Annotated in this window: 14 protein-coding genes; 11 read left to right on the forward strand and 3 right to left on the reverse strand. The window is 37.7% G+C overall.

The features are described 5' to 3' along the window. Positions 1-26: 26 nt before the first annotated feature. Both ACKWCA_RS19015 and ACKWCA_RS19020 read right to left on the reverse strand, forming a co-directional pair. A complete protein-coding gene (locus ACKWCA_RS19015; protein ID WP_413979818.1) occupies positions 27-1,961 on the reverse strand; it encodes a polysaccharide biosynthesis protein in 1,935 nt (644 codons plus the stop codon). Then, positions 1,958-3,049, reverse strand: coding sequence for a DegT/DnrJ/EryC1/StrS family aminotransferase (locus ACKWCA_RS19020; RefSeq protein WP_413979994.1), 1,092 nt, complete (start codon positions 3,047-3,049; stop codon positions 1,958-1,960). Before ACKWCA_RS19020 ends, ACKWCA_RS19015 begins: the two co-directional genes overlap by 4 nt. 286 nt (positions 3,050-3,335) lie before the next feature. Here ACKWCA_RS19020 and ACKWCA_RS19025 point away from each other — a divergent pair, with 286 nt between their 5' ends. The 10 genes from ACKWCA_RS19025 to ACKWCA_RS19070 all read left to right on the forward strand — a co-directional run bounded on the left by ACKWCA_RS19025 (position 3,336) and on the right by ACKWCA_RS19070 (position 17,107). Continuing rightward, on the forward strand, positions 3,336-4,733 hold the full coding sequence (locus tag ACKWCA_RS19025; RefSeq protein ID WP_413979819.1) for a nucleotide sugar dehydrogenase: 1,398 nt from the start codon (positions 3,336-3,338) through the stop codon (positions 4,731-4,733). Continuing rightward, a complete protein-coding gene (locus ACKWCA_RS19030; RefSeq protein WP_413979820.1) occupies positions 4,730-5,755 on the forward strand; it encodes an NAD-dependent epimerase in 1,026 nt (341 codons plus the stop codon). Before ACKWCA_RS19025 ends, ACKWCA_RS19030 begins: the two co-directional genes overlap by 4 nt. Positions 5,756-5,815: 60 nt before the next feature. After that, on the forward strand, positions 5,816-7,102 hold the full coding sequence (locus tag ACKWCA_RS19035) for a nucleotide sugar dehydrogenase (protein WP_413979821.1): 1,287 nt from the start codon (positions 5,816-5,818) through the stop codon (positions 7,100-7,102). Between the two features lie 147 nt (positions 7,103-7,249). Beyond that, positions 7,250-8,077 (forward strand): sulfotransferase family protein, encoded by an 828-nt coding sequence (locus ACKWCA_RS19040; protein ID WP_413979822.1) that lies wholly within the window; start codon positions 7,250-7,252, stop codon positions 8,075-8,077. 73 nt (positions 8,078-8,150) lie between these two features. Beyond that, positions 8,151-9,482, forward strand: a complete 1,332-nt coding sequence (locus ACKWCA_RS19045; RefSeq protein WP_413979823.1) for an arylsulfotransferase family protein — start codon at positions 8,151-8,153, stop codon at positions 9,480-9,482. Between the two features lie 166 nt (positions 9,483-9,648). After that, entirely contained in the window at positions 9,649-10,044 is a 396-nt protein-coding gene (locus tag ACKWCA_RS19050; RefSeq protein ID WP_413979824.1) for a hypothetical protein, read from the forward strand. Beyond that, the gene (locus tag ACKWCA_RS19055; protein ID WP_413979825.1) at positions 10,007-11,023 is read left to right on the forward strand and encodes a sulfotransferase family protein; all 1,017 of its coding nucleotides are present in this window, start codon (positions 10,007-10,009) and stop codon (positions 11,021-11,023) included. Before ACKWCA_RS19050 ends, ACKWCA_RS19055 begins: the two co-directional genes overlap by 38 nt. Positions 11,024-11,454: 431 nt before the next feature. Continuing rightward, positions 11,455-14,514 carry a PKD domain-containing protein gene (locus ACKWCA_RS19060; protein ID WP_413979826.1) on the forward strand — a complete coding sequence of 1,020 codons (3,060 nt, stop codon included), beginning with the start codon at positions 11,455-11,457 and terminating at the stop codon, positions 14,512-14,514. 632 nt (positions 14,515-15,146) lie between these two features. Next, positions 15,147-15,857, forward strand: coding sequence for a class I SAM-dependent methyltransferase (locus tag ACKWCA_RS19065; RefSeq protein ID WP_413979827.1), 711 nt, complete (start codon positions 15,147-15,149; stop codon positions 15,855-15,857). A 197-nt stretch (positions 15,858-16,054) separates the two neighbouring features. Further along, positions 16,055-17,107 (forward strand): hypothetical protein, encoded by a 1,053-nt coding sequence (locus ACKWCA_RS19070; RefSeq protein ID WP_413979828.1) that lies wholly within the window; start codon positions 16,055-16,057, stop codon positions 17,105-17,107. Here the strand turns inward: ACKWCA_RS19070 and ACKWCA_RS19075 are convergent, their stop codons facing one another. Next, the gene (locus ACKWCA_RS19075) at positions 17,108-18,352 is read right to left on the reverse strand and encodes a right-handed parallel beta-helix repeat-containing protein (protein WP_413979829.1); all 1,245 of its coding nucleotides are present in this window, start codon (positions 18,350-18,352) and stop codon (positions 17,108-17,110) included. A gap of 244 nt (positions 18,353-18,596) precedes the next feature. On the opposite strand from ACKWCA_RS19075, the gene murJ reads away from it, so the two are divergent. Next, entirely contained in the window at positions 18,597-19,937 is a 1,341-nt protein-coding gene (murJ, locus tag ACKWCA_RS19080; RefSeq protein WP_413979830.1) for a murein biosynthesis integral membrane protein MurJ, read from the forward strand.

The raw sequence follows: 19,937 nt of genomic DNA on the forward strand, positions 1-19,937 counted from the left end.
GATTTTAACGGCAATATTAGTGAAAATTAGGATTGAAAGATTTTCTTGTTATCTTCTTTTTCAGGTGCAGCTATCTCTTTTGTATCTAGTTTGCAAAATTCTGAATTGTTAGAAACATATTCCGGAACAATTTCCTTCATGATTTTCATGGTATTACCATCGAAAAACATGTTTGAAACACACAATTCATCTATTTTGGATTTGACATAGGTATAATCCAACTGCTTTACCCTTCCAATTAAAATTTTCTTATGGTAGGTCGGTAAGGTGTTTTCCCCATTGGCCAATAATTCCTCATACAATTTTTCACCTGGGCGCAATCCCGTAATTTTTATATCTATATCTTCTGGATAGCGCAACCCTGAGAGCTTAATCATATTTTTGGCCAAATCGAATATTTTGACCGACTTACCCATGTCAAAAATAAATATCTCTCCTCCTTCTCCCATTACCGCAGCTTCTAAAACCAGTTGGGAGGCTTCGGGAATCGTCATGAAAAATCTAGTTATATCTTTATGGGTAACGGTTAAAGGGCCACCTTTCTCAATCTGTTTTCTGAATAAAGGTATTACTGAACCATTGGATCCCAACACATTACCAAACCTTGTCGTGATGAATTTGGTCTTGTTTTCTTGTTGCGAACAGCTGATATACATTTCGGCAATTCTTTTGGTCGCCCCCATCACATTAGTTGGATTAACCGCCTTGTCCGTCGAAACAAATACAAATTTATCTACTTTGTGGTTCAATGAGAGGTCAACAATGGTCTTCGTACCGGCTATATTTATCTTAACGGCTTCGTAGTAGTTATACTCCATTAAGGGAACATGCTTATAAGCCGCAGCATGAAAAACCATGGTCGGTTTGTGCTCCTGAAAAAACATGTTCATTCTATTTTTGTCGCGAATGTCGCCAACAATAGGTATAAAGTTATGAAATCCATTTTGCTTCAATTCCTGCTGCAAATCGTATAGAGCCGATTCAGCTTGGTCAATGATGATTAAAGATTTGTAATCATAATTTGCAATTTGACGTACAATCTCACTTCCGATAGAGCCCGCTCCACCTGTAACCAAAATCACTTGATTTTTTAACTGCTCCTCTACCTTCGATTTTTTAATATCGATTGGAACCCTATCCAGCAAGTCTTCTATCTGTACCTGTTTGATTTGGGATACCTTGAGCTCTCCATTTATCCAACTCTCTACGGGAGGGACAATCTTTACTTGAACAGGGAATTCGACCAAACTCTCTACCAACTCCCTCAACTCATTACCACTGGTATTGTTAATAGATACGATGATTTCCGAAATATCCTTATTACTTAGAAAAAAATCGGAAAGTACATCTCTACCCAACACCATGACACCATTGATGATTTTTCCTTTTTTCTTAGGGTCATCATCGATATAAGCTATCACACGGGCATTACTACTGGTTTGATTGGTCAAGGCATTGTAAGTAAGGATACCGGACTCCCCAGCACCGTAAATCAATACATTTTTGGTAACCTTAAACTTTTTTACCAAATTAAAGAACATCGTTTTGAACACATACCTAGAGGCCGTGAGTGCTATAAAAGCTACTAAACTATGTATGATAATGATGCTGAGCGGTATGCTAAAACCTTCCATCATTACAAACTGCTTGTTCACTATCAAAAAGAATATCGTCAGTATACTTGAAAGACATATTGCATTGAAAATCTTGTATACGTCCCTAACTCCGGTATGCCGAACTACACCTTTGTAAGACTCTGTAAAAAGAAACGATATCACAGCAATTGTTGCTACGATAGGTAACTGTTTAAACAAATCTTCGGCTCTAAATGTGAGCGATAGATTGAATCGTATGAAGTATGATAACACAAAAGACACGCAAATCAAAAATACGTCGATGCCCAAAACAAGCCACTTCGAAGCATACCGATGGGCATTATTTACTAAGTAGTTTTTTATCATCGTGTAAGTTCTTTTATAATTATTGTCACAACTCTTTCCAAATCAGTGCTATTCAAATTTGAACCACTGGGCAAACACAATCCACGCTGGAATAGTTCTTCTGAAATTCCATTCACGTAGTTAGGAAATTTTTCGAATATAGGTTGGCAATGCATGGGTTTCCATAATGGTCGTGACTCAATATCTTCTTCCAGTAATGCTAAACGGATGGTTTCGCGAATTTCGTATGTAGGCGTTAAAATACAACTGAGCCATCTGTTCGAGAAAAATCCATCTGGTTCATTTAAAAATTCGACTTCCTCAAAATTGTCTAGGCTAGACTTATAAAAATCAAAGTTACTTCTTCTTGCGGCTACCCTATCATCCAAAACTTCCATTTGGCCACGACCAATTCCTGCAAGGACATTGCTCATCCTATAATTATATCCAACATGGGAGTGTTGATAATGAGGAGCGTTATCTCTCGCTTGAGTTGCTAAAAAAACCGCTTTTTGCTTAATATCACCATTCTTGGTAACCAGAGCGCCTCCTCCTGAGGTGGTAATTATTTTATTGCCATTAAAGGACAAAATCCCTATATCACCAAAACTACTGCAATTATTTCCTTTATATGAACTACCTAAGGCTTCGGCACTATCTTCCACAATCGGGATTTCAAACTCGTCTGCGACTGCCCTGATTTCCATCACTTGATACGGCATACCATATAGATGAACTGCTACTATCGCCTTCGGCTTCTTACCCTTCGAAATTCTATCCACTATGGCTTCTCGGAGTAATACGGGGCACATATTCCAGGTTGAAATCTCACTATCCACAAAAACGGGAGTGGCACCTAGATACATTATTGGATTCGCTGAGGCAGAAAAAGTAAAACTTTGGCACAATACCTCATCTCCCTTAGAAACTCCCAGCAACTCTAGACCGAGATGTATTGCCGCAGTTCCCGTGCTTAAGGCTGCCACATGCACATCTTGCTTTACGTAATTTTGAATAGCTTGTTCGAAAAGATCAACGTTCGGACCAAGGGGAGCAATCCAATTGGTACGGAACGCTTCCTCGACGTAATTCTGTTCATGGCCTCCCATATGGGGTGAGGACAGCCATATCTTAGTTTGCGTCTCCACTATAATATAGGTTTAGTTAAGTTCATTCAGGAATCTAAATTAATCATACTTTTCCATTCCCATTAAAATCTTATCCGAATTTCGTTTAAACCTAGAAAATTATCGGTCAAAAGAATAATGGACCTCACTATCGGGTTTGTTGTTTTTCATATATACGCAGCGAACCTCAAAATAGGCCTTTTTAACGACAATATTTCAACGATTGTCCAGTTATTTTGTAATCTTTGCAATCCAGAACTTAAAATTAATGAACAAAATCTCCAGAATATGTTGTATCGGTGCAGGCTATGTAGGTGGACCGACTATGTCCGTAATAGCAAGCCAATGCCCAGAAATCATAGTGACTGTTGTTGATATCAATCAAGAAAGAATCGATCGTTGGAATGACCTAAACCTAGATAACTTACCAGTTTACGAGCCTGGTTTAAAAGAACTGGTCTCTGAAACTAGAGGAAAGAATCTTTTCTTTTCCACTGATGTGGACAAAGCTATTGACGAAGCCCAAATGATTTTTATTTCAGTTAATACTCCAACTAAAACCTATGGCAAAGGCAAAGGTCAAGCCGCAGACCTGAAATACATTGAATTGTGTGCCCGGAATATTGCCAAAGTCGCTAAAGACGATAAAATCGTCGTTGAAAAATCAACACTTCCTGTTAGAACGGCAAGTGCCATTAAGAGCATTCTAGACAATACAGGTAATGGAGTTGATTTTGAAATACTCTCAAACCCTGAGTTTTTAGCTGAGGGCACTGCCATTGATGATCTACTAAATGCCGATCGAGTTTTGATAGGTGGTGCGGATACCGAAAAGGGTCAAGCTGCAAAGGATGCTCTCAGTGGCATTTATGCAAACTGGCTCTCCGAGGACAGAATCTTACAGACCAATGTTTGGTCCTCAGAACTATCTAAACTTGTGGCCAATGCATTTTTAGCCCAACGAGTTTCATCTATTAATTCAATTTCGGCACTTTGTGAAAAGACGGATGCCAATGTATCGGAAGTTTCAAGGGCCATCGGATATGACAGTAGAATTGGATCAAAATTCTTAAATTCTTCGGTAGGTTTTGGCGGATCGTGTTTTCAAAAAGATATTTTGAATCTGGTCTATATCGCGAGAAGTTATGGATTGCAAGAGGTCGCTGATTATTGGGAGCAGGTCATCATTATGAATGATTACCAAAAAAGAAGATTTGCCGAAAATATCATAACCACACTCTACAACACAGTTTCCGGTAAGAAAATTGTTTTTTACGGATGGGCCTTTAAAAAAGACACCAATGACACCCGCGAATCTGCGGCCATTTATGTGGCGAACGCACTTCTTGATGAAAAGGCGGAAATTGTCGTTTATGATCCTAAAGTACCTGAAGAACAGGTTTATGCTGATTTAGATTATCTCAATACAAGATCGCCCGAAGAAAATAGACACTTACTTAAAGTTGTAACCGATCCTATGAGCGCTGTGGTAGATGCACATGCAGTGGCCATATTAACCGAATGGGATGAATTCAAGTCATACGACTGGCAAGCCATACATAACTCCATGCTCAAACCTGCATTTCTTTTCGATGGGCGCCGCATCTTGGATAAGGTTGAGATGGATTCCATCGGATTTCACTTTTATAAAATCGGGCAGTCATGAAAATCTTGGTAACCGGCGCTGCCGGTTTCATCGGATACCATCTTTGCAAGGCCCTTTTAGATTTGAATCTTAATGTAATTGGCTTAGATAATATTAGTGATTACTATGATGTTAAACTGAAGTTTGACAGACTTGGCTTACTAGGAATTTCAAGGGCGTCAGCCGAGATATTCAATACCAAAATCACAAGTAATACTCATGGCGCCAAATTCGAATTTGTACGCATGCGCCTGGAAGATCGCCAACACCTACCCCAACTTTTTGAGACCTCAACAATCGACCGAGTTTGTAATCTTGCAGCGCAGCCAGGCGTACGATATAGTCTAGAAAACCCAGAGAGCTATATTGATAGTAACGTAGTTGGTTTTTTGAACCTTCTGGAATGCTGTCGAAATTTCAAAATCGAACATTTAGTTTATGCCAGTAGCTCAAGTGTTTATGGATTGAATAAAAAAATTCCTTTTTCAACAGCTGACAATGTTGATCATCCGATAAGTTTATATGCAGCTAGTAAAAAAAGTAACGAATTAATGGCTCATACTTATAGTCACCTTTTCGGTTTTCCCACCACAGGACTTCGCTTTTTTACTGTTTATGGCCCGTGGGGTCGGCCTGATATGGCACCCATGTTGTTTGCAAGTGCTATCACCAATAATAAACCGATAAGTGTTTTTAACTATGGCAAAATGCAACGAGACTTTACCTATGTAGACGATATTGTCGAAGGTATCGTGAAAGTTCTTTTAGCGGATTTGACATCGAGAAAAAGCCAGGAGGAACGTTACAAACTATACAATATTGGCAACAACCAAACAGTGGAGTTGATGGATTTTATTTCGGAAATCGAAAAGAATTTAAAGAAAAACGCCAAAAAGGAACTAATTGAAATACAACCTGGAGATGTGGAAAGGACCTGGGCCAATGTCGATGGATTGATTAAAGACTATGGCTATAAACCGACAACGGGAATCAAAATTGGCATCAAAAATTTTATTGAATGGTATAAATCATACTACACATGACCTAAGATGATGACAAATTAAGATTTCGCAAGCGTCTTGCAAAGAATTTAATAGAACAACATGAAATTAGATAAGATTAAGATTGGAATAATAGGCCTGGGCTACGTTGGTCTTCCACTAGCAAGGTTGTTTGCCACAAAATATGCGGTAATAGGCTTTGACATCAACCCTGAAAGAATAAGAGAATTGCAGTCCGGTTTGGATAGTACTCTTGAAGTCAGTGAAGAAGACTTGAAAAAAGTTACTCTTGAAAAACCACCGACCGAAAAAGGGCTATTTTGCACGGATAATCTTGAATATCTAAGGGATTGTAATTATTTTATCGTCACTGTACCCACTCCGGTCGATCGCACAAACCGACCAGATTTAACACCGCTTTACAAATCAAGTGAAACAGTCGGGAAAGTATTGAAAAAAGGCGACATCGTCATTTACGAATCCACGGTCTACCCCGGGGTTACGGAAGACGAATGTATACCTGTACTTGAAAAGACGAGTGGGTTGGTATACAATAAAGATTTTTTTGCAGGGTATTCACCAGAAAGAATCAATCCCGGAGATAAAAAACACACGGTTGATAAAATACTCAAAGTCACGGCTGGGTCTACTCTCGAAATCGGCAAAAAGGTGGATGCCCTATATGCCTCTGTCATTAGCGCTGGTACTCATTTGACTACCAGCATTAAAGTAGCTGAAGCTTCTAAAGTAATTGAAAATTCGCAACGCGACATCAATATCGCCTTCGTTAATGAATTGGCTAAAATTTTCAATTTAATGGATATAGACACCAATGAAGTTTTAGAAGCTGCCGGTACAAAATGGAATTTTTTGCCCTTTAAACCAGGGCTTGTTGGAGGGCATTGTATCGGGGTTGATCCGTATTATTTAGCGCAAAAAGCGCAAGAGTTTGGGTACCATCCGGGAATTATTCTTGAGGGTAGAAGAATGAATGATGGTATGGGCCGCTATATTTCGACGGAGGTAATCAAGTTGATGTTGCGACATGACCTGAAAATCAAGGGTTCAAGAATATTGATTTTAGGCATCACTTTTAAGGAAAATTGTCCCGACGTCCGCAACACTAAGGTTGTTGATGTCATCAATAATCTAAAGAGTTTTCAAGCTGATATAACAGTGTACGATCCGTGGGCAGATCCAGAGGTAGTATCAATGGAGTATAATATCAATTCAACCGATGAGCTTCCGAAAGGATATTTTGACGCGGTCATACTTGCTGTTTCGCATAAAGAATTCCTAACAATGGATTTGCGAAGTATATTAACAGAGAATGGGGTTTTATACGACGTTAAAGGATTTTTGAAGATTCCAGTCGATGGACGGCTATAGCTTTTCGAATAATGCCTCATGGTGTACTATTTTGTTTCCAAAGACGTTATTAAAAACATATTTAAGTAGTAGTGATTCAAGTCATAAGTGCTACTAGAAAATTTAGGAGAATCAAAACCTTCGGGTTCAAGTAAATAATTCATTATCATGTCAGATACCATGGGGCGTATTCGCCGTAAAATATATAGGGAATATAAGGAAGTCTGCCATAGAATTCTAGAGAAACACCAAGTGAATAAGACCATTGTCTTTATTGTTGGCTGCCAGCGCTCTGGAACCACGATGCTTTCGAAAATATTCGAAGCCGATTACAACACCAAAGTGTATCCTGAGGTCAGTCAATTATCGACCAGAGATCCCAACGGAAGACGTTTAGATCCGATGCCAATGATTGAGAAAGAAATCATGAAAAACAATATTCGGACAATTGTTGCAAAGCCCTTGGTCGACAGTCAAAATATAGTCAACCTATTGAATCATTTTGAAAACTCTAAAGCCATATGGATGTTTCGTCACTACAAAGACGTTGCCTCCTCTGATTTGAAGAAGTTTGGCCCAGAAAATGGGATCGACAACTTACGTAAACTACTTCATGAAAAAAATGACATCTGGAGATCCGAAGGAATATCAGAAGATACCTTAAATCTGATAAAGAAGTTATTTAAGGATGATATGTCTCCATATGATGCCGGCGCGCTTTTTTGGTATAGTAGAAACGTTCTCTTTTTTGAACTAGATTTGGCAAATAATGAACGGGTCATTATGTGCAAATATGAAGATCTGGTTTCCGCTCCCCAAAGGACAATAAGTGATATCTATAAGTTCTTAGCAATTGATTTTCCAAAAAAGAAAATTGCCTCAGATGTTCACCAAGGCTCAGTTCGCAAAGGTAAAAGTCTTGACTTATCACCTGAAATAGAAGAGTTATGTGAAAATCTTTTAAATAGACTTCAATTGTCATACAACGGGAAATAATTTGAAACGAAAAGCTCCTTTGCTTAAAAATGAGGAAAAATATGATGTTTTCTTGCAACCATAAAACTAGAACATGAAAAAATTAAGAGTACTATTTATCATAGTGGCCGCCGTTTTGTTTTATTCAATCGGATTATCGTCTCTTGTGAGGAATATCTATCTTTCCTACGATGGAGGAGAAAAATGGGGTGCTGTATCCAAAACGGTCAAATTTTTGGCCGAAGTACCTACCTATATCAAGAAAAGTACCTCTCAACCAGAGTTTATGGTCAAAAATACCACTGCCAAAGACGGGCTAACGGTAGAAAATAAAATTGATGGCATTTCAGACATGAAGTTGCTATTCTCCTATAAAGATGAGAGTTTTGGACAAAAATTTGATTTAGTTCAATTAAATTCCGGAAAGGTTGAAAAGGAGTGGAGACCAGATAATAGAGAACTATACAGTCTGGCCTACAATGAAGACAATCCAAGAAAATCCCCGGAGGGAAGTGACTTATATTTCATGCACCCTTATATGACCAAGGATAGTTCATTGATATTCAATTCGCAACTTACAAGTTTGCTGACGCGAATAGATAGCCAAAGTAAACTACAGTGGTTGAATAACGATAGGCGCTACCATCATACCATTGAAGAGGACCATGAAGGCAAACTATATGTTTGTACAGCGCCTTTCGAAGCGGGAACGTACGATATTTTACCGGATAATCAAGATTTCTACAAAAAGAACCTAATGGACGATGAAATCACCCGGTTGGATCCTGAATCTGGAAAAATTATATGGAGTAAATCGGTAATTCAGATTTTATTGGATAACGGTTACGAAAACATCCTCTTGAACAAAGGACAATTCATCAGTGATATCATTCATTTAAATGATATTCAACCTGCGTTGACAGATGGTGAATATTGGAACAAAGGTGATTTATTAATTTCATGCAGAAATATTTGTACTGTTTTTCTTTACCGGCCGAGCACCAATAAAATTCTTTGGTTGAAAAATGGACCTTGGTACAATCAACATGACGCGGATTTTTATGAAAACGATAAAATTGTGGTATTTGGAAACGATATTATCCGAGAAGAAAGCACGCTTAACCCAAAAGTCACTCCCAAAAACCTTTATTTTAATGAAAGAAGAAAAAACAATGAAATCTATATATATGATTTAGTGAAAGATTCCGTTAGTACACCATATAGTCGTTTGATGTCATCCGAAAAAATTACCACCATTACCTCTGGTAGATGCGATATTTTGCCGAATGGTGATATCTTTATTGAAGAAACCAATAATGGGCGTATTATTTTTGGGGATACTATTGCCAAGAAAATGGAATATGCCAAGCGTATAGATCAAAACCATGTATCAAGTTTGTTTTGGTCGAGATTAATTAATAATTGAAAACTTAAATTTATGTTTCTATATTTAGGACCCGGCCTCGGAGGAGGCATTGTAGCAGTAATAACAGGTATTTTCCTTACTTTCTTTGCGTTTCTTGTGGCCATATTTTGGTTGCCATTGAAGCGGTTTGTGAAGTTTTTAAAAAATAAAGTAACAAAAGGATAATTTGGATTATTTACTGATTTTCATTCTGACCATTTGCTCTTGTCTTATTTTTGATAATTTGGGCTTTATGGCCCTTGTGCGAAACTTGGTTTCGTCTTACAAAGAACAATTCAAGACCATGTCGAACAAGGAATTGGATGACGAAGCCAAACAAAAGGCATTGTTGGGCCTCATTTCAAAGCAAATGGGGTATTTAGTCAAGCTTATCTTTAGCATCCTGCTATTTGTTGCCCCTTTCGCCCTATTCTTCCTAGTAGAGCGGTTTTTTCCACAGTTCGATTCAAGTATACTATATCGAGTAGAGGGTATTGGTATCTCTATTTTGGCAGTAGTTCTTTACATAATTTTCAAAAAACAGTATGTCAGGTTACACAAGAACAGAAAAAATCCTACATAGAACATATTTATCAAATTACTTTATCTCTAAGTCTTCCCTGGAACTCGAAGAAATAATGTTCGGTGATAAATCGAAAAAGATAGATGTTAAGGAATATATCTTCATTTCAGGTCTAGCCAGATCGGGTACTACGGCCCTGATGAATAAAATATTTTTTTCTGGAGAGTATGCTTCACTGCAATACTCTAATATGCCAATGCTACTTTCCCCGAATTTATGGAAAAAGAAGCTAAAGCTTGAAAAGCATGAAAGGGCACATAATGACGGTATTATCATTGACGGCAACTCACCTGAAGAGTTTGATGAATATTTCTGGAAGGCTTTTTTGAAAGACTCCTATATAGACGGGCACCTTCATCCTCATGAGGTAGACGAAGAAGTTTTAAATAAATACATAGGTTATATTCAGCTGCTCTGCCTTTCAAAACAGAAAGACAAGTATATTTCCAAAAACAATAATAATATTTTGCGGCTGCCAGCCTTGTTGTCCCTTGCCAATTCAAAAGTTTTCATTCTTTACCGAAAACCGCTGGAGCATGCAGCATCTTTGATGAAGTTACACAAAAGATTTTCAGAAGATCAAAAGAACGATAAATTCGCCTTGGATTATTTTAATTGGCTTGGCCACCACGAATTTGGGCTTGGACACAAACCTTTCAAATTTAATGATAATGCCGTCAAAAAGCTTTCACAATATGATACTCGACATTTTGACTACTGGCTACAAATATGGATTAATTACTACAGCTATCTATTGAGCTCCAAGAATTTAAGTGTTACACTAATTGCTTTTGAAGATTTAATAGGCGACCCGCAAAGGGTATACGACTATGTTGGACAAATTACCCAACTGAAGGCCAATTTAATTGCAGACAAAGCGCACACACCTTCGGCTTACAATACTCCAAAACATACTCCGGAATTACTTGAAGAAGCAAATAGAATCTACGGAGAATTAGAACTACTTAAAAAGTATTGATTTCATCTCACAACGTTCCTGAAAAATTTCACTTATCTGAGATGTTGTATTTTTCGATTAATAAAGAACCAAACTCCTATTTATCTTAGGTATTCTTTCACAGTCCGGCACAGCTATTTATTAACATAATGTAGAAAACTTTTCTTGAAGAAACGAGTGCTCGAAACTATCTTTGTAATCGTTTAAAAGTCAAAATTTTCGATGAAAGGTGTATTTCGTCGATCTTTCTCTTAATGAAACGTTAATAAATCGAAAATGGAAATCCAAAACTTGAAAATTGCTCGTATCCTTGAATAATTGCTTTTTAGGGGCAATTTGTAAATCGTCGAATTAGTTCTCAAAATTTAGTTAAAACATACAATTTTTACACGCCTGACAAGTTATAAACCTGCATCTCATTAGAAACACATATAAAAAACAGCAATTCCCAAATGTCTTTTAACCCCACCTCACTTACTTTACCCAAAGTTGGCATTATACTATTTTCCATTATTCTATTTCTTTTTTCCTGTAGTCGGGATACGGATTTACTATTGGATTCAGTATTGGAAGATAATCCTGAGGAAGTAGTCACCCTGGAAGATAGCGCCGAACCCGAACCCTTAGTAGAAGAAACGGAAGAAGTTGTTGAAGAAGAGATAGAACCTGAAATAGTGTTGGAAAGTCGCACTACGGTGTTCCCCTCGACCCAAGATGCCCACACCCAGAGTGGTAAAGGATTTAATCAGCAAATAGTGCGATTGGAGGAAGGTAATCGAACAAGTTATTTGATGTTCGACCTAACACCCATTGCGGATATCAAAGCCACCATTACAGATGTCGAGTTGCAGTTTACTATAGTTAGTGATAAAGGCAACGGCGCCGTAAATGTTTTTAAAGGTGATTCCAATGATTGGAACGAATCTAGTTTAACCGATGCTACAATACCCGATACCGAAGTATTGCTCGGAAGTATTACCAAAGAATATGAAATTGGTTCTGACGAATCGATTGATTTGAATGCAGATGAGATAAACGAGGAAATCAAAACCTTGATTTTAAGTCATGAAAACGGTGACGATCTTTCGTTTGCCTCAAAAGAACACCCCACTGTAGAGGGTCCGAGATTGGTGGTAACTTATGATAGCCCACCAGATGCGGCTGAAATTATTATTGAGGAAGAAGAGGAAGAGCCAGTTGATGTTGTAGATAATGAATCGCCAATAGCCATTGCTGATGCTACACCGAAATCTGGTCAAGCACCTTTACAGGTGCAATTTACGGGGAATAATTCTACTGACGATAAAGATATTCAAAGTTATTCGTGGAAAATAAAAGACGGTGTTACTAGAACTAACCCCAATCCATCGTATACGTTTGAAGAAGTAGGTGTTTATGAGGTCGAGTTGACGGTTACAGATGCTGAGGGCCTCACAGATATAGATACGATTACTATTAATGTTACAGAAGAAGAAAACTTAAAACCAACAGCAAAAGCTTCTGCCAGTCCGCTTTCAGGCGAAGCGCCCCTTGAGGTGAAGTTTACCGGAGATAAGTCTGAGGACGATATGAACATCGCTAGTTTCAAATGGCGTTTTGCACAAGGTGAAATTTCAAATGAAGTGAATCCCAGCTTTACATTTACAGAAGCGGGCACCTACCCTGTTGTATTGACGGTCAAAGATGAGAATGGCCTCGAGGATAAGGCCAATGTGACCATTACTGTAACAAAACCTCAGAACGAAGCCCCTAAGGCCGTATTAGGCAAAAATAAAGCCTCAGGAGAAGCACCGTTGACCGTTCGTTTCAATGCAAATAACTCTTCGGACGACAAGGGGATAGCTGGCTATGTTTGGAACTTCGGAATTAATCAGCCTTCTACAGAGAAGATAGTGGAGCGTACTTTTTCAGACCCAGGAACTTATAGTGTAAAACTTACGGTAAGAGATGAAGAAGGGCTTTCGGATACGAAGAGCACTACAATTACGGTTAATGAACCGGTAGTTCAAAATCAAGCGCCAGTAGCGAAGAGCGTACCAAACGTCACTTCTGGTGAAGCTCCACTAACGGTAAACTTTAAAGGCGATCAATCTACAGACGACGATGAAATTGTTTCCTATGCATGGAATTTCAAAGACGGTTCTACCAGTACTAATATCAACCCTTCGCATACCTTCCAGAATCCTGGCACCTATAGGGTAGAACTCACTGTGACAGACTCGGATGGGGCAAAGAATACGGACATAGATACCATTACGGTTAACGAACCTGATAATGGAGGTCAAGGAGGAAGTGGAAATCACCCCCCCAATGCAGTCTTTGCTTCTTCGTTTGGGTTTAAGGCAGGTGATGCCACAGAGGCTTTTCAGGATGCGATAAAGTCAAATAACACCTATATTGTTATCGATAAACAAAGTAGTGATTGGTTAATAGAACCCTCGCGGTTCTTTCACTTGAAAAACAAGACTATTGTATTCGAACCCGGTGTTGTTTTACGTGCCAAGCCTGGAGCCTATAGTAACAAGACTTCGGTTATGTTCAATTTCTATGAATGTGACAACATTAATTTAATTGGTAATGGAGCTACATTGCGTATGAATAAAAGCGAGTACGGAAAATCTGAATTTAGACATGCTCTAAAATTAGACGGATGTCACGATGTTGTTATACAAGATTTTACCATTAGAGATAGTGGCGGAGATGGTATCAACATCAACACCGGATCTAGGTCACGAGGATTTTCCAAGAATGTAACCATAGAAAATGTGATATCTGAGAACAATAGTCGACAAGGAATGTCCATTATTAGTGCTAGAAACATGTGGGTGAGAAACTGTGAATTTAACGGTTCAAGCGGTCAGCTACCTGAAGCAGGTGTAGACTTAGAACCAACTTTTGATTGGGAGGTGCTGCAGAATATAAACTTTTCAAACTGTAAATTCAAGAATAATAATGGTCCAGGATTTACTATTGAACCGAATACCTTAACGGCCAATTCCGCTAGTATTGATGTGAAGGTAACCGACTGCGAGTTCAGCAATAATAGCTTAGATAAGGCAAACCTTCAAAGTAAACCTGCAACGGAATTAAGATTTGGTTCAAAAGAAACAGGAACTAATATTGTGCGTGGTACTGCCCTTTTTGAAAGATTATCCTTCATTAATGCAAAATCTCGAATTATTTATAGTGCAAAGCCTGCTGATGCGTACGAGGTGATTTTTCGAGATTGTACGGCCAAGAACGTGGTGACATCTGCCGCCGCCAATCCTATTTATCTACAAGGAAAGGTTGTTGCAAATAATCTGGGGGGGTTTGATTTCGGTAACTTCCGCATCGAATACAATAGAAATATTTCTTTTATGCAATTGGCATTACCCGTCGGCCCTACATTAAAAAACATTAAGGGTAATTTCACCATTAAGGAACCGGGTGACAACCCTTTACAGTACAATACCAGAGCTAATCCGGCAAACGGAGTAAATGTGAATATAAACTACAATCATATTAACTAAGCAAATGCACTCAATGTTGGCTTGTTTTCAATTTTCCTTTGAGAAGAAGGCTTTTTGATATGATTTTTTGAATTTGGACACTACCTATAGCAGTTTCTCTACGAAGATTTCAAATAAAATATTAGATAGTTATATTTAATTTTAAGTACCTAAACTTTTATTTCGTGCTAAACCTCCATAAATGAGGATGTGTGTAGTCCTCAATTCTATGTGTATTCCGTATGTTGATGCCGCTAAATCCCTGTACCGAAGGCATAGCCTTTCTTCATATTCTTTTTCAACTTAGAATGAAAATTGCTTATCATTTAAGTCTCTGACGAACTAGTATACTTCACAATAGTCTGTAGGTCTCATTTGATAGACTACTCGCTGCTCATATATTTTGGCTTCAATCTGTTTAAAGTTTAGAAACGACACAGTAAAGTCATATTGTTCATAATGAACCGAAATCAAAAGAGTGTTTTTCATATTGTGCGATAGAGGCCCTACTCTTAGGCTTTTATTGTCACATACAAGCTCAAAAACATGAAAATATTCTTACAAAATATGCGATATATTCCATGTTTCTTCTTATAATTGCTTGAATATCAACTACCAAATTGGTTTGGCCATATAAATCCCAAATATCAAAAGTGAAAAGTGAAAAATTGAGTGTTAGAGATTTATGGGTAGCAAATGATTCTGACTGGGGTACCAGGGGGCACTTCGCCGACATAAATACATACATAATTGATTTTTTGGAAGAAAATCACATTTACGAGGGCAAACTACTTGAATTAGGGTGTGGCTTTGGTAAAACCTCCTATACCTTTAGTCAAATCGGATATTCCGTTACTGGGATTGATGGTGACCTAGAGCGCATCGAAAGAGCGAAACTCAATTATCCTGAAGTTGACTTCATGACATTTAAAATTAAAGAAAAACTACCCTTTGAGGATAATTCCTTTGATATTGTTTTTTCACGCAGTGTCTTTCAATATATCGAACATAAACTAATAATTGATGAAGTAAGAAGGGTACTTAAGACTGATGGAAAAATAATTCTACTCGAAAATTTAAAATTCAATCCGGTAACCGCAATAGGAAGAGCATATTTAAAACTTACCAAACACCAATATATGTTTTATCCTTGGAATCATTTTACCCATAAAGAGATACTCGAGGTTCAAAGACAATTTGAAGATTCTTCCACTCATTTTTTTCATTTACTGTCCCCCATTTGTTATTCCAAATTCTTTAAGAAGTTATACCCTCTAATATATAAATTGGACCAGAAGCTTTTGAAACTAAACTTCCTTAAGAAGTTCTCATGGCTGGTGTTACTAGTAGGAAAAAATAGGTAGTGGAAATTTCATCGATATTTAAGAAAGTTATCAATCCAAGAAGCATTTACCAATTTGTTTCTAATGTTTATTATTCTGAAAAACTCCCTGAACTTTCATCTTTTATTGTTTGGGAAATCAAATACCTGCTAAGATTATACTCCAAGAATGACATTTTGAGTTTCAATATAGAGTCGCATCCCATCATCTATAAAAACATGAATATTGATCCTAGCAATGAGGAACTAGCTTCACACGGCATTCAAAAAAGTAGTATCAAATGGTCGATTGTATTTATTGATGGAGAGGGGAACTATTGGGGAAAGGTATTTGGCTCGGAAAATAGCCTACACAAAATATCAGAGAACTATAACTGCACCCAAAAATATGAGTTTAGCAATAGCATACAAAGCCTATATATTGATAAACAGGACAGTGTTTTTTGTAGTGTTCTAGGTACACTATACATGTATGCCAAAGGTGCCGAACAATTCGTGGAAGTTCTTAAATTTTCAACATCTTCAAGCTATTTTCGTCAAGATGCATTTACCGAAAGCCCAAATGGTGATTTGTTGATCGGAGAATACGCAAATATTTTTGAAAACAAAAAATGGAAATTCGTGGGGTATATGTATCATTCCAATGATGGGGGCAAGAACTGGGTGAAAATAGATTTCCTGAAAGGGGCCAAAATAAACAAACATATACATATTCTAAAATGGAGTTATTCATTAAACGGTCTCATCATGACCGACGGTGATAACCAAAAAAACATCTGGCTTAATAGTTCCAAAACTGAGTTTCACAAAATCTCTAGTGACGCTTCGACGGGGTGGAAGAAGTTGAACAAGCGCCATATCGATAAAGGAGGGCACACCTCCTTTAATGAATTGGATGGTGAAATATACTTAGGTACCGATTACAATGGCGGAACCAATTTCTTATCAAAAACAAAGGACTTGGTAAACTATCAATCTAAAGTAGTCCCAAATCCTTACCGAAGATCCGTTTTTCAAAGAATCGCAATACGAAAATGTCAAAATGGATCTCATGAAGTATGGGCTTCCTTAAAATTCAAACACAGTAGTAAGGTTAGAAGTTTACTTATGATGTCTAGAGACAATTGTGCAACTTGGAACAAAATAATTGAGTATGATGGCACTACTGTTCAAGTTGACATTATAAGCGAATCAGTTCAATCTACAAATAAGATTTATTTATCAGTTCGAGAGGCTGACAAAAATCTCGGAGATACTTATGTTATAAATTAATCACTGATAGATGATTTCCAATTGAACGTTTTTGTTGTGTTTAGGGGTATAAGCGTCGTAATCAAAATTTAAGGTCTTTTTGGCTGTAAGTATGAATTTGCCCTTTACATCGGTTAAATGCTTCATAGCTCCGCGCCTAGAACCAAGTACTCTGAGTACGGGAACATCTGGCTGGTAATCCAAAGTCAGTGAATTAAAATTAAAGCCCCCTATTTCGGTAGGCTCCCTAAAGTGCGGTGCTTCCAAGTAAATTGCCGGGCGCGTACCTGACTGGCATATATTTTTGGCCGAACAATCCTCAAAGACGACATCAAAACCTTTGGCATTTTTCTTTGCAAAAAGAAATCCCCACTTTGAATCTTCTACACGGCACCGTTTAAAAACTACCTGACCACCAACAGGGTCTAACTTATTAGCTTTGATAGCTATTTCTGCAGGCACTTTCACATCTTCTACACAAAAATTATTACTTAAATAACAATCCTCAAACAAGATGCTCGTGGGGTTCGATTGCGAATTCAATTGATGAAGGTCTACCTTGATACCGGAATTATAATTATCTCTGAAAACGCACTTTTCAAATACAATATTTTCAATGACATCGGTAGGGCCATTCGGTTCAATATCGACCCCTGCTCCCGGTAAGGTACCGCGGGTCTCCGCAAAAAGTGAATTTTTGACCTGAACGTTTTTAGCACTGACTATTGAAATCCCTTGACGTTTGTTATTTAGACTCTTTATTGAATCGATATAAATATTTTCCGAATACGGGTTTTTTTCGTTTCCACCAATAGTTATACCATCACCGCCACTATCGCGTAAGGTGAGATTTTCAATGCGGATGTTCTTGCTACCCTTAACCCGTATAACATGCCTCCATTCCCCATCTAAATAATCCTCTTTGTTCATCCTGAACGTTGCATTATTCCCAATAATGGATATATCTACGCAATTCAAAAATTTAAGCAAGGCGTCCGTTTTCTTGGGAAAAGCCCCTTTCATTGCTCTAAACTCAACACCTTCTTCAAGCAAGATAGTTTTACCTGAACAACCTTCAAAACGCAATGGTTTAAAAATGTAGGGGCTGTTCGCCTTATCAAAAAAAATAGTATCGCAACTTGATTGCATTGCAGCTTTAAAAGCAGCCGTGACACTTTTCCCCTGAAGTGAGTTGACATTAATGGTTTGGCCACTTAGGATCGTGGTCAACATGATACAGAACGATGTGATAATTGAATTACGCATAAATCAACATTTCTAACTTGTCATTAAAATACTTTATTACAGAGTAAAGATAGACCAGATTAGTTCATCACCTAAACAAATAGTTGCATCGTTTGAATGGAATATCGATTTAGCGGGTTCTTAAACGGCATAATTAGGTATGGTAACTTGCTTTTCGCATCTTTGCAGAGAGATATTAAAAATAATTTTGAACGTTGGTTCAACGGATTCCGGAACTAAAGGCCCAAACATTGGTGACTATTAGATGATAAAAAGGTTTTACAAAAAAATTATCAGCTCAACCAAAAACAAGGTCGTACGAAATATAGGCTTAGTCGCTGGTCTCGCACTACTCGCCAAACTAGTATCATTCTACAAAGAAACGTTGGTCAGTTCTTCCTTCGGGCTCTCGACCTTACTTGACACCTATCATTTGGCCATTCTTATCCCCTCGTTTATTCAAATGATATCACTGAAAGCACTTAAAAATCTATTTGTGCCAAATTATGTCAGAGAAATGAAGACGACGAAGGAATTGGGGAGTTTCCAATCCTTTGTTTTTTCCACCATATCCGTTCTCTTTGTATCGCTATCCATTCTTACACTGATTTTCTCCTTGTTCCTAGAGTACTTTTTTTCAGGGCATACTATCGAATATTATCTACTCTTAAGAAAACAACTTTACCTTGTGATTCCCTGTATATTGCTCTGGGGAGTTTCCAGTATTCTGTCGGGTTTATTGGAAATCCATAGTAAGTTTTTTTATTCGACGGTAGTGATATTTTTCACCCCTTTGGTCACCATTATTAATGTGATATTTTTCAAAGACTTCTTTGGTGACACTGTTTTGGTTTGGAGCATGTTAATAGGTACCATACTATCTACGACCTTACTGTTCTTATTTGCCAGAAAATACGATTTAATCAAGATTGGTAAGCCCAGGATAAACGATAACATTAAGGAGATGATTAAACAATACCCTCCTAAGATTGTTTCTGGCCTTTTGTCAGGGGCAAATCCATTTATCGATCAATTCTTTGCGGCCCAGTTGGTCGTAGGATCTATTGCGTCGATCAACTATGGTGTTAAGTTGCCGACCATTGCAATCGGAATTCTAATGATGGCCATAGGAAATGTCTTTTTACCCTATTTCTCAAAAGCCTTCGTTACAGATAGAAAGAAGGCGTATCATCGTTTATTCAAAATCTTAGCCATAATATTTACGGGTAGTTTTCTAATAACCTTGGTCTTTTTCATTTGGTCTTATGACATCATCGAGATTCTTTTCGAACGTGGTGAATTTACTTCGAAAGATACCATGGTGGTCAGTAGTATTCAAAAAATCGCCTTCCTCTATGTTCCTTTCTATTTGTGCATTTTGGTTTGCGTAAAGTTTCTAACGGCTGCAAATGAGAACAAGTTTATGGCTTGGGTCTCATTCTTTAATCTGTTCGTGAATCTTATCATGAATTTCGTCCTGGTTGAAAAATATGGACTGTATGGTCTCGTCATCAGTACTACGGTGGTTTATATCATATCATCTATAATTTATTTCACGTACACGTACAATGGTTATAAAAAATACGTTAGTACTATTGAAGAATGA

This window comes from Maribacter corallii (genome assembly GCF_047345415.1).
In the GTDB taxonomy this organism is placed as follows: Bacteria; Bacteroidota; Bacteroidia; order Flavobacteriales; family Flavobacteriaceae; genus Maribacter_C.